The sequence below is a fragment of the Pseudomonas sp. VA159-2 genome, from assembly GCF_024126635.1.
Taxonomy (GTDB): domain Bacteria; phylum Pseudomonadota; class Gammaproteobacteria; order Pseudomonadales; family Pseudomonadaceae; genus Aquipseudomonas; species Aquipseudomonas muyukensis.
In genome coordinates, this window is sequence record NZ_JAMYBV010000020.1 from 68,207 (window position 1) to 81,687 (window position 13,481).

Genomic DNA, 13,481 nt, shown 5'->3' on the forward strand with positions numbered 1-13,481 from the left:
TACAGAGGTTACGCATTTCCCTGGAGGAGCGGCCTTGTGTCGCGATGGGCCGCAGAGCGCCCCCAAAATGACGAGCCTTACGCAGCAACCCCCGCATCCGCCGTCAGCCCCACCTCTTCGATCGCACTGATCGCGCACTGCTCGTCGATATCCGACGTATCCCCACTGATCCCCACCGCGCCCAGCACCTTGCCCTGCTGATCACGCACCAGCACGCCACCCGGCACCGGCACCACCGCCCGTTCGCCAAGGCCGTTCAAGGCGGCATAGAAGGCCGGGCGCTGCTGCGAGTCCAGCGCCAGCAGGCGCGAGCCCTTGCCCAGCGCCACCGCGCCCCAGGCCTTGCCGATGGCCACCTCGGGGCGCAACAGGCTGGCGCCATCCTCGCGCTGCAACGCCAGCAGGTGCCCACCGGCGTCGAGCACCGCCACGGTCAGGGGCGCGGCGTTGATCTTGCGGCCGGCAGCCAGCGCGGCGTTGACCACGCCAACGGCCTGTTTCAGGGTCAATGCGTTCATGAAAAGGTCCTCTTCTTGTTGTGAGAAGCCCTGAGGGCAGTTGAAAACCAATAGACAAGATAGAACACAACAAAGACACGGTTTGTATACAATTTTTTAATTCATTCTCTCTCAGTGCGACGAAATGCCGCCTTTCCGTGGCATGACCGCTGAGTCAAAGCTGCCGACGAAAATGGATTGACCTTTTGCGCCGAGCATGAATACACTCTGCCGCAACACAAGTTGTATACAATTACAAAATCGATGAGGCACAACCCATGAGCAAAATGAGAGCAATCGATGCAGCCGTTCTGGTCATGCGCCGTGAAGGTGTAGATACCGCGTTCGGCATTCCAGGGGCTGCCATCAACCCGCTGTATTCGGCCCTGAAGAAAGTCGGTGGCATCGATCACGTCCTCGCTCGCCACGTCGAAGGTGCCTCGCACATGGCCGAGGGCTACACCCGCGCCAACCCGGGCAACATCGGCGTGTGCATCGGCACCTCCGGCCCTGCCGGCACCGACATGGTCACCGGCCTGTACAGTGCCTCGGCCGACTCCATCCCGATCCTCTGCATCACCGGCCAAGCCCCGCGTGCGCGCCTGCACAAGGAAGACTTCCAGGCCGTCGACATCACCAGCATCGTCAAGCCGGTGACCAAGTGGGCCACCACCGTGCTGGAACCGGGCCAGGTGCCCTACGCGTTCCAGAAGGCCTTCTTCGAGATGCGCACTGGCCGCCCGGGCCCGGTGCTGATCGACCTGCCGTTCGACGTGCAGATGGCCGAGATCGAGTTCGACATCGATGCCTACGAGCCGCTGCCCGTGACCAAGCCAGCCGCGACCCGCAAGCAGGCGGAAAAAGCCCTGGCCATGCTCAATGACGCCGAGCGTCCGCTGCTGGTGGCCGGTGGCGGCATCATCAACGCCGACGCCAGCGACAAGCTGGTCGCGTTCGCCGAACTGACCGGCGTGCCGGTGGTACCGACCCTGATGGGCTGGGGCACCCTCCCGGACGACCACGAACTGATGGTCGGCATGGTCGGCCTGCAGACCTCGCACCGCTACGGCAACGCCACGCTGCTCAAATCCGACCTGGTGTTCGGTATCGGCAACCGCTGGGCCAACCGCCACACCGGCTCCGTCGACGTCTACACCGAAGGCCGCCGCTTCATCCACGTCGATATCGAACCGACCCAGATCGGCCGGGTATTCACCCCCGACCTGGGCATCGTCTCCGACGCAGGCGCCGCCCTGGAGGTGTTCCTCGAAGTGGCCCGCGAGTGGAAGGCCGCAGGCAAGCTCAAGTGCCGCAAGGCCTGGCTGGAAGACTGCCAGCAGCGCAAGGCGAGCCTGCAGCGCAAGACCAACTTCGACAACGTGCCGGTCAAGCCGCAGCGCGTGTACCAGGAAATGAACGAGGTGTTCGGCAAGGACACCTGCTACGTCAGCACCATCGGCCTGTCGCAGATCGCCGGCGCGCAGTTCCTCCACGTGTACAAGCCACGCCACTGGATCAACTGCGGCCAGGCCGGCCCACTGGGCTGGACCATCCCGGCGGCCCTCGGCGTGGTCAAGGCCGACCCGAAGCGCAAGGTGGTCGCGCTGTCCGGTGACTACGACTTCCAGTTCATGATCGAAGAGCTGGCCGTCGGCGCGCAGTTCAACCTGCCGTACGTCCACGTGCTGGTGAACAACGCCTACCTCGGCCTGATCCGCCAGGCCCAGCGTGGTTTCGACATGGATTACTGTGTACAACTGGCGTTCGAGAACATCAACTCGACCGACGCCGCCACCTACGGGGTCGACCACGTCGCCGTGGTCGAAGGCCTGGGCTGCAAGGCCATCCGCGTGTTCGAACCGGCCGAGATCGCCCCTGCCCTGCTCAAGGCGCAGAAGATGGCCGAAGAGTTCCGCGTGCCGGTGGTGGTCGAGGTGATCCTCGAGCGCGTCACCAACATTTCCATGGGCACCGAGATCAACGCGGTCAACGAATTCGAAGACCTCGCCCTGGTCGGCAACGACGCGCCAACCGCCATCTCGCTGCTGGACTGATCGCCTGACGCCCCCGGGCATGCCCGGGGGCCTTCATCGCAAGGAGACAACCCATGCCTCGCTTCGCTGCCAACCTGTCCATGCTGTTCACCGAACAGGACTTCCTGGCCCGCTTCAAGGCGGCCGCCGACGCCGGTTTCAGCGGTGTCGAATACCTGTTCCCGTACGACTTCGACGCCGCCCAGATCAAGCAGCAGCTCGACGCCCACGGCCTGACCCAGGTGCTGTTCAACCTTCCTGCGGGCGACTGGTCGAAAGGTGAGCGCGGTATCACCTGCCACCCCGACCGCGTCGAAGAGTTCCGCGCCGGGGTCGACAAGGCCATCGCGTACGCCAAGGTGCTGGGCAACACCCAGGTCAACGCCCTGGCCGGCATCCGCCCGCAAGGCCCGGACTGCGCCACCGTGCGCAAGACTTTCGTGGACAACCTGCGCTACGCTGCCGATAAGCTCAAGGCCGCCGGCATCCGCCTGGTCATGGAAATGATCAACACCCGCGACATCCCGGGTTTCTACCTGAACACCACCCAGCAGGCCCTGGAGATCCAGGCCGAGGTGGGCAGCGACAACCTGTTCCTGCAGTACGACATCTACCACATGCAGATCATGGAAGGTGACCTGGCGCGCACCCTGGAAACCCACCTGAAGCTGATCAACCACGTGCAACTGGCCGATAACCCCGGCCGCCACGAACCAGGCACCGGCGAGATCAACTACCGCTTCCTGTTCGAGCACCTGGACCGCATCGGCTACCAGGGCTGGGTGGGCGCGGAATACAAGCCCAAGACCACCACTGAAGCCGGCCTGGGCTGGCTCAAGACGCACAACGCAATCTAAGGATGCACTCGGTCCCTGTAGGAGCGGCCTTGTGTCGCGATGGGCTGCGCAGCAGCCCCCGGCAATCGCTGAAATGACCGAAATCGTGGGGCCGCTTCGCGCCCCAATCGCGGCACAAGGCCGCTCCTACAAGGGCCAGGTCGCCTGCTCATACAAATACAAAGAGGCAGAACTCTCATGGCTAAAATCGGTTTCCTCGGCACCGGCATCATGGGCAAGCCCATGGCCCAGAACCTGCAAAAAGCAGGGCACAGCATCTTCGTTTCCACCCACCACGACGCCGCCCCGGCCGACCTGATCGCCGCTGGCGCCGTGGCCCTGGCCAACCCGAAGGAAGTGGCCCAGGAAGCTGAGTTCATCATCGTCATGGTGCCGGACACCCCGCAGGTCGAAGCGGTCCTGTTCGGTGAGAACGGTGTCGTCGAAGGTGTCGGCCCGAACAAGGTGGTGATCGACATGAGCTCGATCTCGCCCACTGCCACCAAGGCCTTCGCCGAGAAGATCAAGGCCACCGGCGCCGCCTACCTGGACGCCCCGGTATCCGGCGGCGAAGTCGGCGCCAAGGCCGGCACCCTGAGCATCATGGTCGGCGGCTGCCCGAAAGCCTTCGAGCGCGCCTTGGCGCTGTTCGAAGCCATGGGCAAGAACATCACCCGCGTCGGCGGCAACGGCGACGGCCAGACCGCCAAGGTGGCCAACCAGATCATCGTCGCCCTGAACATCCAGGCCGTCGGCGAAGCCCTGCTGTTCGCCGCCAAGAACGGCGCGGACCCGGCCAAGGTGCGCGAAGCGCTGATGGGCGGCTTCGCCTCGTCGAAGATCCTCGAAGTGCACGCCGAGCGCATGATCAAGGGCACCTTCGACCCGGGCTTCCGCATCAACCTGCACCAGAAGGACCTGAACCTGGCCCTGCAAGGCGCCAAGGAGCTGGGCATCAACCTGCCCAACACCTCCAACGCCCAGCAAGTGTTCAGCACCTGCGTGGCACTGGGCGGCGGCAACTGGGACCACTCGGCGCTGATCAAGGGCCTGGAGCACATGGCCAACTTCTCGATCCGCGACGACAAGTGATTTGAATCCGGGGGCTGCTGCGCAGCCCTTTCGCGACACAAGGCCGCTCCTACAGGCGGTACGCAATCCCCTGTAGGAGCGGCCTTGTGTCGCGATAGGGGCGCAAAGCGCCCCCAAGATCTCAGATTCAACACCGATGAACCTGCAACCACAGGCTCACCTGGTGACCCCGAGCAACACCCGCCCCTGGTTCGGCCTGCACGGAGGCAGTTCCAGGGGCGTTTTCGATTCTGCAGAACAACAATAACTGGGAGCCTGCCATGTCGGTCGATCCGCAAAAACTTCTCCGCGAGCTGTTCGACACAGCCATCGCCGCCGCCCACCCGCGCCAGGTCCTCGAACCCCACCTGCCCGCCGACCGTAGCGGTCGGGTCATCGTCATCGGCGCCGGCAAGGCCGCCGCCGCCATGGCCGAAGTGGTCGAGAAGAGCTGGCAGGGCGAGGTCTCGGGCCTGGTCGTGACCCGCTACGGCCACGGCGCCAACTGCCAGAAGATCGAGGTGGTCGAAGCCGCCCACCCGGTCCCCGACGCCGCCGGCCTGGCCGTGGCCAAGCGTGTGCTGGCCCTGGTCAGCAACCTCAGCGAAGACGACCGGGTCATCTTCCTGCTCTCCGGCGGCGGCTCGGCCCTGCTGGCCTTGCCAGCCGAAGGCCTGACCCTGGCCGACAAGCAGCAGATCAACAAGGTGCTGCTCAAGTCCGGCGCCACCATCGGCGAGATGAACTGCGTGCGCAAGCACCTCTCGGCGATCAAGGGCGGCCGCCTGGCCAAGGCCTGCTGGCCGGCCACCGTCTACACCTACGCGATTTCCGACGTGCCCGGCGACCTCGCCACGGTCATCGCCTCCGGCCCCACCGTGGCCGACCCGAGCACCTCGGCCGATGCCCTGGCGATCCTCAAGCGCTACGACATCCAGGCGCCGCAAGCGGTGCTCGACTGGCTGCACAACCCCGCCTCGGAAACCGTCAAGGCCGACGACCCGGCGCTGGCGCGCAGCCACTTCCAGCTGATCGCCCGCCCCCAGCAATCGCTCGAGGCCGCCGCGGTCAAGGCCCGCCAGGCCGGCTTCAGCCCACTGATCCTCGGCGACCTGGAAGGCGAGTCGCGCGAAGTGGCCAAGGTCCATGCCGGCATCGCCCGGCAGATCGTGCTGCACGGCCAGCCGCTCAAGGCGCCTTGCGTGATCCTCTCCGGCGGCGAGACCACCGTCACCGTGCGCGGCAACGGCCGTGGCGGGCGCAACGCCGAGTTCCTGCTCAGCCTTACCGAAAGCCTCAAGGGCCTGCCGGGCGTGCATGCCCTGGCCGGTGACACCGACGGTATCGACGGCTCGGAAGAAAACGCCGGCGCCTTCATGACCCCAAGCAGCTACACCCGCGCCGAAGCCCTGGGCCTGTCGGCCAGCGATGAGCTGGACAACAACAACGGCTATGGCTACTTCGCCGCCCTCGACGCGTTGATCGTCACCGAGCCGACCCGCACCAACGTCAACGATTTCCGCGCCATCCTGATCCTCGAGACTGCCCAATCATGACGCCTGATAAAAAAGTAAAGATCCTCGCCACCCTCGGCCCTGCGATCGAAGGCATCGACGACATCCGCCAGCTGGTCGAAGCCGGGGTGAACATCTTCCGCCTCAACTTCAGCCACGGCGAGCACGCCGACCACGCCCTGCGCTACCAGTGGATCCGCGAAGTCGAGCAGCAGCTCAACTACCCGCTGGGCATCCTCATGGACCTGCAAGGGCCGAAGCTGCGCGTGGGCCGTTTCGCCGACGGCAAGGTCCAGCTGCAACGCGGCCAGGCCCTGCGCCTGGACCTGGACAAGACCCCCGGCGACAGCCGCCGGGTCAACCTGCCGCACCCAGAGATCATCGCCGCTCTCGAGCCGGGCATGGACCTGTTGCTGGACGACGGCAAGCTGCGCCTGCGGGTCACCGCCAAGCACAGCGACGCGATCGACACCGAAGTGCTCAACGGTGGCGAGCTGTCCGACCGCAAGGGCGTCAACGTGCCGCAAGCGGTGCTCGACCTCTCCCCGCTCACCGAGAAGGACCGCCGCGACCTGGCCTTCGGCCTGGAGCTGGGCGTGGACTGGGTGGCCCTGTCGTTCGTCCAGCGCCCCGAGGACATCACCGAAGCGCGCCAGTTGATCGGTGACCGCGCCTACCTGATGGCCAAGATCGAGAAGCCTTCGGCGGTCGAGCAGTTGCAGGCCATCGCCGAGCTGTCCGACGCGATCATGGTCGCCCGTGGCGACCTGGGCGTGGAGGTGCCGGCCGAGAGCGTGCCGCAGATCCAGAAGCGCATCATCGGCACCTGCCGCCAGCTGGGCAAACCCGTGGTGGTGGCCACCCAGATGCTCGAATCGATGCGCTTCTCGCCGGCCCCGACCCGCGCCGAGGTCACCGACGTGGCCAACGCCGTGGCCGAAGGCGCGGACGCGGTGATGCTGTCGGCCGAGACCGCCTCGGGCGACTACCCGCTGGAAGCGGTGCAGATGATGAGCAAGATCATCCGCCAGGTGGAAAACGGCCCGGACTACCAGGCCCAGCTCGACGTCGGCCGGCCCAAGGCCGAGGCCACGGTGTCGGATGCCATCAGCTGCGCGATCCGCCGCATCAGCGGTATCTTGCCGGTGGCGGTGCTGGTCAACTACAGCGAGTCGGGGGCCTCGACCCTGCGCGCCGCCCGCGAGCGGCCACGGGCGCCGATCCTCAACCTGACGCCGAACCTGAACACCGCGCGGCGCCTGAGCGTGACCTGGGGCGTGCACTCGGTGGTCAACGACCGCCTGCGCCAGGTCGACGAGGTGGTCTCCACCGCATTGGAAATCGCCCAGGCCCAAGGCATGGCCAGCCGCGGCGACACCCTGCTGATCACCGCCGGTGTGCCTTTCGGCAAGCCGGGCTCGACTAACACCTTGCGGATCGAGACCTTGGTCTGAGATCGCCGGGGGCGCTCTGCGCCCCTTTCGCGACACAAGGCCGCTCCTACAGGGATCGCCCCCAGGCATGAATACACGATCCCTGTAGGAGCGACCTTGTGTCGCGATTGCAGGGCGCAGCCCTGCCCATACACCGATGCAAACGAACTGCGCAAAACCGAGCCCCAAAGAGGCCCACCGCTCCCCCACTCACCTTATCGACTGCCCATGTACACCAAGAATTTCATCAACCCGTGCCCCGACTGGGCCACGGCCTTGCTCAACGGCTTCAGCCAGGTGCTGCTGCTGCGCAACCCGTTGTGCGGCCTGTGCTGCCTGCTGGCGATCCTGCTGACCGCGCCGAACCTGGTCGGCGGCGCCCTGCTCGGGGCCCTGGCCGGCCTGCTCACCGCCCAGCGCCGCGGCTACGAACGCGCCGACCGCCAGGCCGGGCTGTACTGCTACAACGGCGTGCTCATCGGCCTGCTGATCAGCGCCGTGCTGCCCTGGTCGGCAATCCTGCCGCCGCTGATCATCGCCGCCGGCGGCCTGTCGAGCATGCTCACCCACCAGTGGCGCAAGCGCGGCGGCAAGCTGCTGATCGCCTACACCGCGCCCTTCGTGCTGCTCGGCTGGGCCGCCCTGCTGCTGGCCAGCCCCGCGGCCAACGGCCCGGTCGAGGCCGATGTGGCCTACGCCCTGCTGCGCGGGGTCGGGCAGATCTTCCTGCTGGACAAGCCCATGGCCGGCCTGCTGATCGTCATCGGCCTGTACCTCGCCAACCCCTATGCCGCCACCTGGGCCTTGATCGGCTCGGCCATCGGCGGCGGTATCGCCTTGCTGGCCGGTGAAACCCAGGCTGCCTGGCTGGGCCTGTATGGCTTCAACGCCGCGTTGGCCGCCCTGGCCTTCAGCCGCCAGGGCGAGAAACCCTGGGTGACCTTGCTTGCCATCGCCTGCGCCCTGCTGCTACAAGCGCTGTTCAACCTGCTGCCGATTGCCGGGCTGACCGCCCCGTTCGTGACCGCCTGTTGGTTGATGCACCTGGGCAGCCACCTGGCCCGGCTCAACCAGCGGCGCGACGCGCCTCGCTTGCACAGCTGAAACCCAACCCCTAGGCTCTGCCCATTCGCACAAGGGAACGAGCCCATGGACAACCCCGCGAGCCTGCGCGAGCGGCTCTACGTCATCGTCTTCCAGACCGACACCACGGCCGGAAGGCGCTTCGACAAGATTCTCCTGCTGATCATCCTGGCCAGCCTGGTCACGGTGATCCTCGACAGCATCGACGACGTGCACCAGAACTATGCCGGGCTGCTGGCCGGCATCGAGTGGGGCTTCACGGCGATTTTCCTCGCCGAGTACCTCACCCGCCTGTACTGCTCGCCCAAGCCGCTGCGCTACGCCTTCAGCTTCTACGGGCTGGTCGACCTGCTGGCGATCGTGCCGGGGATCATCGCCCTGTACTACAGCGACGCCCAGTACCTGCTGATCATCCGCGTGGTGCGCATGCTGCGGATCTTCCGCGTGCTCAAGCTCAGCCCCTACCTCAAGCAGGCCCACTACCTGCTGGCGGCGCTGCAGGGCAGCAAGCAGAAGATCATCGTGTTCCTGGTCAGCGTCTCGACCCTGGTCACCGTGTTCGGCACCCTGATGTACGTGATCGAAGGCCCCGAGCATGGCTTTACCAGCATCCCCAAGGGCATCTACTGGGCCATCGTCACCCTGACCACCGTGGGTTTTGGCGACATCGTGCCGAAGACCCCGCTGGGCCAGGTGCTGTCGTCGCTGGTGATGATCACCGGTTACTCGATCATCGCCGTGCCCACCGGCATCTTCACCGCCGAGCTGGCCAATGCCCTGCGCGGCGAGCAGTTGCAGCATGACTGCCCGACCTGCGCCAAGAAGCACCATGAGCACGGCGCGGCGTTCTGTTCGCGGTGTGGCAATGCGTTGTTTGCAAAGCCGTGAAGCGCTCGCCGGCAAGCCGGCCCCTGCGCTAGGAGCCGGCTTGCCGGCGAACAGGGCGACACCGACATAACCAAAGACCGTTTTGTTCTTTAGCCCGCGCAAAGCCACCCGCTATAGTCGCTGGCATATCGCCAACCCTTTGAACCAGAACAAGGAATTCGCCCCAGTGAAAAAACTGTTAAGTGCCTCGCTCCTGACCGCCGGCCTTGCCCTGGGCAACCTCGCCCAAGCCGCGCCCACCCTGCTCAACGTCTCCTACGACGTGATGCGCGACTTCTACAAGGACTACAACCCGGCGTTCCAGAAACACTGGCAAGCCGAGCACAACGAGAAGGTCAACGTGCAGATGTCCTTCGGCGGTTCGAGCAAGCAGGCACGCGCGGTGATCGATGGCCTGCCGGCCGATGTCATCACCATGAACATGGCCACCGACATCAACGCCCTGGTCGACAACGGCAAGCTGGTGCCGGACAACTGGGTCACGCGCCTGCCGAACAACAGCGCGCCGTTCACCTCGGCCACCGTGTTCATCGTGCGCAAGGGCAACCCCAAGGCGCTGAAGGACTGGCCCGACCTGCTCAAGGATGGCGTGCAGGTGATCGTGCCCAACCCCAAGACCTCGGGCAACGGCCGCTACACCTACCTCTCGGCCTGGGGCTACGTGCTCAAGCAGGGCGGTGACGAGGCCAAGGCCCGCGACTTCGTCGGCAAGCTGTTCAAGCAGGCGCCGGTGCTCGACACCGGTGGCCGCGCCGCCACCACCACCTTCATGACCAACCAGATCGGCGATGTGCTGGTCACCTTCGAGAACGAAGCGGAGATGATCGCCCGCGAGTTCGGCCGCGACCAGTTCGAGGTGGTCTACCCGAGCGTGTCGGCCGAGGCCGAGCCGCCGGTGAGCGTGGTCGACAAGGTGGTGGCCAGGAAAGGCACCCAGGCCGTGGCCGAGGAATACCTGAAGTACCTGTGGTCGCCGGCGGCCCAGGAAATTGCCGCCAACAACTACCTGCGCCCGCGTGACGCGACAGTGTTGGCCAAGTACACCGACCGCTTCCCGAAAGTGGATTTCCTCTCGGTGGAAAAAACCTTCGGTGACTGGCGCACCGTGCAGAAGACCCACTTCAACGACGGCGGCGTGTTCGACCAGATCTACACCGACAAGTAAGCCTCCTTCGCCAGCATTACCCGGCTCCTGCCCCTGTAGGAGCCAGCCTTGCTGGCGAACAGCCCGCCCTCAAGGCTGCTGGCGAAACACCAACGCCTTCAACCCACCTTCAGGGTCGGCATCGGCAAACTCCGGCGGGTTCGCCAACCGCTCGACGAACGCCAACCCCGGCGCCTGCTCGGCCATGCCATCGATCAAGAACTGCGGCCCGATCCCTGGATCGTTGACGCAGGCCAGCACCGTCCCCCCCTCGTGCAACAACTCCGGCAACCGCCGCAGGATCTTGGCGTAGTCCTGGGTCAGCACGAAGCTGCCGCGCTGGAAGGTCGGCGGGTCGATGATGATCAGGTCGTACGGCCCGTACTTGCGCACCTTGCCCCACGACTTGAACAGCTCATGCCCCAGGTACGCCACGCGCGAGGCGTCATGGCCATTGAGCCGATGATTGTCGCGCCCGCGCGACAGCGCCGACTTGGCCATGTCCAGGTTGACCACCTGCTCGGCGCCACCGGCAATCGCCGCCACCGAGAACCCACAGGTGTAGGCGAACAGGTTGAGCACCCGCTTGCCCGCCGCCTGCTCGCGCACCCAGCGCCGGCCATAACGCATGTCGAGGAACAGGCCGTTGTTCTGGCGCACGCCGAGGTCGAGCAGGTAGCGCAGGCCATCCTCGACCACCTCGCGCTGCTGGCAAGGTTCGCCGAGCAACCATTGGCCCGGGCTGTCGGGCAGGTAGCGGTGTTGCAGCAGCATGGCCTGGCCGGCCCACTGCGGGCGTTCGGCCAGGGCGCGCAGCATCGCCTCGAGTTCGGCCAACTGGCCCTCGGGCGGCTCGCGAAACAGCGCCACCAGCAGCACGCCATCAAGCCAGTCGACGGTGATCTGCTCCAGCCCCGGCCAGCAGCGGCCACGGCCATGGAACAGGCGACGGGTTTCGCTCGGGGCGGGGTCGAGGGCGGCGAGCAGGTGCTGCTCGAGGGTGACGATGGCTGGGCTCATGTAGGTCTTGGATCAGGCAAAAACGCCATTCTACCCGCTCGATACCGGCACTGGCCGCCATTGATGAACAGGATGAGTGGATTGGCGCCATTTTTGTCGCTTTTTTCCCAGCCAGGTACTGGGGATAGTGCCGCCCTCCCCTTTGCAAACGGAATTGCCCATGCGCCCGCTCAAGGTCGAATTTTTCCACGATGCCGTCTGTGCCTGGTGTTTCGTGCTGGCGCCACGCCTGCAAGCGCTGCAGGCCGAACTGAACCTGGACATCCAGCACCGCACCTTCATCCTGCAAACCAGCCGCGAGGCGATGATCGAGCGCTTCGGCTCGATGACCCAGGCCAAGCAGACCATCCTCGAGCACTGGCGCGCCTGCGCCGAGGCCGAAGACACCCCGCGCATCAATATCGAGGGCATGCGCCAACAGGCCTTCGACTACCCCACCGGCCTGCTCGCCGGCCTGGCCTGCCAGGCCGCCACGCTGCTGGCCGGCAACCCCGGCCACGCCAGGATGTTCGAACGCCTGCAAGAGGCGCACCTGGTGGAAAACCGCAATATCGGCGACCACGCCACGGTGCTGACCCTTGCCGAGGAAACGGGCCTGGACACCGCCGCATTCGCCTTGGCGTTCTACGAGCAGGGGCCGCAATTGCTGCACGACGAGCTGGCGCTGGGTCAGCGCCTGGGCATCCGTTCGGTGCCCAGCCTGGTGATCGACGGGCGCTACCTGGTATCAGGCGCCCTGGGCCTGGATGAGTTGCGCCAGGCCATCGCTCGCGTGCGCGAGGCGCAGTAGGCGGGCAGCCTCACGGCTCGGCGGGACACTGCTGCCGGCAACCCTGGCGCAGGGCCTGGGCCAGCCGCTGCACCTGTGGGCTATACCGATAGGCTTCTGGATAGCCTATGTACATCGGCACCTCGCGTGTCTGCTGGTGCTGCAGCTTGACCCGCCGCAAGCGCCCTTGGCGCAGCCCAGGGTTCACGCAGTGTTCCGGCAACCAGGCAAAACCCAGCCCCTGTTCGACAAAGCGTTCGGCGGTTGCCAGGCTGCTTACCGTCCAACGCTGGGAGGTACCCAGCCAACCGCTGTTTTGCGAGTGACGGATGCCAGAGTCGCGAATCACCACCTGGCGATGCGGCTTGATGTCATCCAGGCTCAGCTTGCCCTGCGCCAGGGCCAACGGATGCTCGGCGCCCGCCACGCAGACCAGGGTAATGTTCAGCAGCAGCTCCTGCACGTAACCCGCCGGCAGGCGGCTGGCGATGGCCAGTTCGACCTTGCCGTCCTCGAGCAGCTCGCACGCCCCGGAAAGCGCAGGTTCGTACAAACGGATGCGCTGATCCGGGTAGTCCTCGGCGAACGCCACCAGCGCCTGCTGCAGCACTTCGAGGGGGAACAATACATCCACTGCCAGCGCCTGTTCGCTGAACAATCCCGGCTGGTACTGGTTGGCCAGGTGCTCGAGCTTCTGCGCTGCGCCGAGCAGGTGCTTGGCCTGGGGCAACAGCGCCTGGCCCAGAGGGGTGAGCACGGCCTTGCGCCCCTCGATGACGAACAACTCCTGGCCGAGCAACTGCGCCATGCGGTTGACCGCGTGGCTGACCGCCGACTGCGACTTGAACAGGCGCTCACCGGCTTGCTGGAAGCCGCCGCATTCGACGGTGCAAACGAATGCCCGCCATTGTTCGAGACTGATTTTGGAGAACATCACGACTTCCTTGTTCTGGACGGCGACCGGTAACAGGCTGGACTTGGGGTTACTTTATGACATACCTACTATTGGATGCGGAAAAAGTCGCTTCATCGGTGAATACGCCCCTCCCCTTGATGAGAGGGGCTGCCAATCAGGCCTGTTCGACGACGCAAAAAGGACCAAAAAGGGGACAGATGGGCCTGTCCCATGGCAGCGGACGCCAAGAAGCTGGCTAATGAGCCAACTGCCTCAAGCCTTTTGCATATTCGTTCGG

At 65.4% G+C, this 13,481-nt stretch carries 12 protein-coding genes; 9 read left to right on the forward strand and 3 right to left on the reverse strand.

The window, feature by feature from the left end; translation table 11 throughout:
* Positions 1–77: 77 nt before the first annotated feature.
* A complete protein-coding gene (locus tag NJG22_RS18570; RefSeq protein WP_253096528.1) occupies positions 78–518 on the reverse strand; it encodes a heme-binding protein in 441 nt (146 codons plus the stop codon).
* 257 nt (positions 519–775) lie between these two features.
* Here NJG22_RS18570 and gcl point away from each other — a divergent pair, with 257 nt between their 5' ends.
* From gcl to NJG22_RS18610, 8 genes are all read left to right on the forward strand, one after another.
* Positions 776–2,551: a glyoxylate carboligase gene (gene gcl, locus NJG22_RS18575; RefSeq protein WP_217848842.1), complete on the forward strand. Its 1,776-nt coding sequence runs from the start codon at positions 776–778 to the stop codon at positions 2,549–2,551.
* A 53-nt stretch (positions 2,552–2,604) separates the two neighbouring features.
* On the forward strand, positions 2,605–3,387 hold the full coding sequence (hyi, locus tag NJG22_RS18580; protein WP_253096529.1) for a hydroxypyruvate isomerase: 783 nt from the start codon (positions 2,605–2,607) through the stop codon (positions 3,385–3,387).
* Between the two features lie 177 nt (positions 3,388–3,564).
* On the forward strand, positions 3,565–4,458 hold the full coding sequence (locus tag NJG22_RS18585) for a 2-hydroxy-3-oxopropionate reductase (protein ID WP_217848846.1): 894 nt from the start codon (positions 3,565–3,567) through the stop codon (positions 4,456–4,458).
* Positions 4,459–4,718: 260 nt separating this feature from the next.
* Positions 4,719–5,993 carry a glycerate kinase gene (locus NJG22_RS18590; protein ID WP_253096530.1) on the forward strand — a complete coding sequence of 425 codons (1,275 nt, stop codon included), beginning with the start codon at positions 4,719–4,721 and terminating at the stop codon, positions 5,991–5,993.
* Positions 5,990–7,405, forward strand: a complete 1,416-nt coding sequence (gene pyk, locus NJG22_RS18595; protein ID WP_217848850.1) for a pyruvate kinase — start codon at positions 5,990–5,992, stop codon at positions 7,403–7,405. The genes NJG22_RS18590 and pyk overlap by 4 nt, the downstream gene beginning before the upstream one ends.
* Positions 7,406–7,612: 207 nt before the next feature.
* Entirely contained in the window at positions 7,613–8,488 is an 876-nt protein-coding gene (locus NJG22_RS18600; protein ID WP_253096531.1) for an urea transporter, read from the forward strand.
* A 45-nt stretch (positions 8,489–8,533) separates the two neighbouring features.
* On the forward strand, positions 8,534–9,355 hold the full coding sequence (locus NJG22_RS18605; protein WP_253096532.1) for an ion transporter: 822 nt from the start codon (positions 8,534–8,536) through the stop codon (positions 9,353–9,355).
* A 166-nt stretch (positions 9,356–9,521) separates the two neighbouring features.
* Complete coding sequence (locus NJG22_RS18610; RefSeq protein WP_217848856.1) at positions 9,522–10,520, forward strand: sulfate ABC transporter substrate-binding protein; 999 nt, start codon at positions 9,522–9,524, stop codon at positions 10,518–10,520.
* Between the two features lie 69 nt (positions 10,521–10,589).
* Here the strand turns inward: NJG22_RS18610 and NJG22_RS18615 are convergent, their stop codons facing one another.
* The gene (locus NJG22_RS18615; protein WP_253096533.1) at positions 10,590–11,519 is read right to left on the reverse strand and encodes a class I SAM-dependent methyltransferase; all 930 of its coding nucleotides are present in this window, start codon (positions 11,517–11,519) and stop codon (positions 10,590–10,592) included.
* Positions 11,520–11,679: 160 nt separating this feature from the next.
* Here NJG22_RS18615 and NJG22_RS18620 point away from each other — a divergent pair, with 160 nt between their 5' ends.
* Complete coding sequence (locus NJG22_RS18620; RefSeq protein ID WP_253096534.1) at positions 11,680–12,309, forward strand: DsbA family protein; 630 nt, start codon at positions 11,680–11,682, stop codon at positions 12,307–12,309.
* A 10-nt stretch (positions 12,310–12,319) separates the two neighbouring features.
* Here the strand turns inward: NJG22_RS18620 and NJG22_RS18625 are convergent, their stop codons facing one another.
* Positions 12,320–13,222, reverse strand: a complete 903-nt coding sequence (locus NJG22_RS18625) for a LysR family transcriptional regulator (protein WP_253096535.1) — start codon at positions 13,220–13,222, stop codon at positions 12,320–12,322.
* Positions 13,223–13,481 lie beyond the last annotated feature (259 nt).

What these genes read in the sequence shown, in the direction of transcription:
- NJG22_RS18600 (WP_253096531.1), top strand. Translation starts at nt 7,613, where the DNA reads ATGTACACCAAGAATTTCATCAACCCGTGCCCCGACTGGGCCACGGCC.
- NJG22_RS18585 (WP_217848846.1), top strand. Translation starts at nt 3,565, where the DNA reads ATGGCTAAAATCGGTTTCCTCGGCACCGGCATCATGGGCAAGCCCATG.
- gcl (WP_217848842.1), top strand. Translation starts at nt 776, where the DNA reads ATGAGCAAAATGAGAGCAATCGATGCAGCCGTTCTGGTCATGCGCCGT.
- NJG22_RS18570 (WP_253096528.1), bottom strand. Translation starts at nt 518, where the DNA reads ATGAACGCATTGACCCTGAAACAGGCCGTTGGCGTGGTCAACGCCGCG.
- NJG22_RS18620 (WP_253096534.1), top strand. Translation starts at nt 11,680, where the DNA reads ATGCGCCCGCTCAAGGTCGAATTTTTCCACGATGCCGTCTGTGCCTGG.
- pyk (WP_217848850.1), top strand. Translation starts at nt 5,990, where the DNA reads ATGACGCCTGATAAAAAAGTAAAGATCCTCGCCACCCTCGGCCCTGCG.
- NJG22_RS18590 (WP_253096530.1), top strand. Translation starts at nt 4,719, where the DNA reads ATGTCGGTCGATCCGCAAAAACTTCTCCGCGAGCTGTTCGACACAGCC.
- NJG22_RS18605 (WP_253096532.1), top strand. Translation starts at nt 8,534, where the DNA reads ATGGACAACCCCGCGAGCCTGCGCGAGCGGCTCTACGTCATCGTCTTC.
- hyi (WP_253096529.1), top strand. Translation starts at nt 2,605, where the DNA reads ATGCCTCGCTTCGCTGCCAACCTGTCCATGCTGTTCACCGAACAGGAC.
- NJG22_RS18615 (WP_253096533.1), bottom strand. Translation starts at nt 11,519, where the DNA reads ATGAGCCCAGCCATCGTCACCCTCGAGCAGCACCTGCTCGCCGCCCTC.
- NJG22_RS18625 (WP_253096535.1), bottom strand. Translation starts at nt 13,222, where the DNA reads ATGTTCTCCAAAATCAGTCTCGAACAATGGCGGGCATTCGTTTGCACC.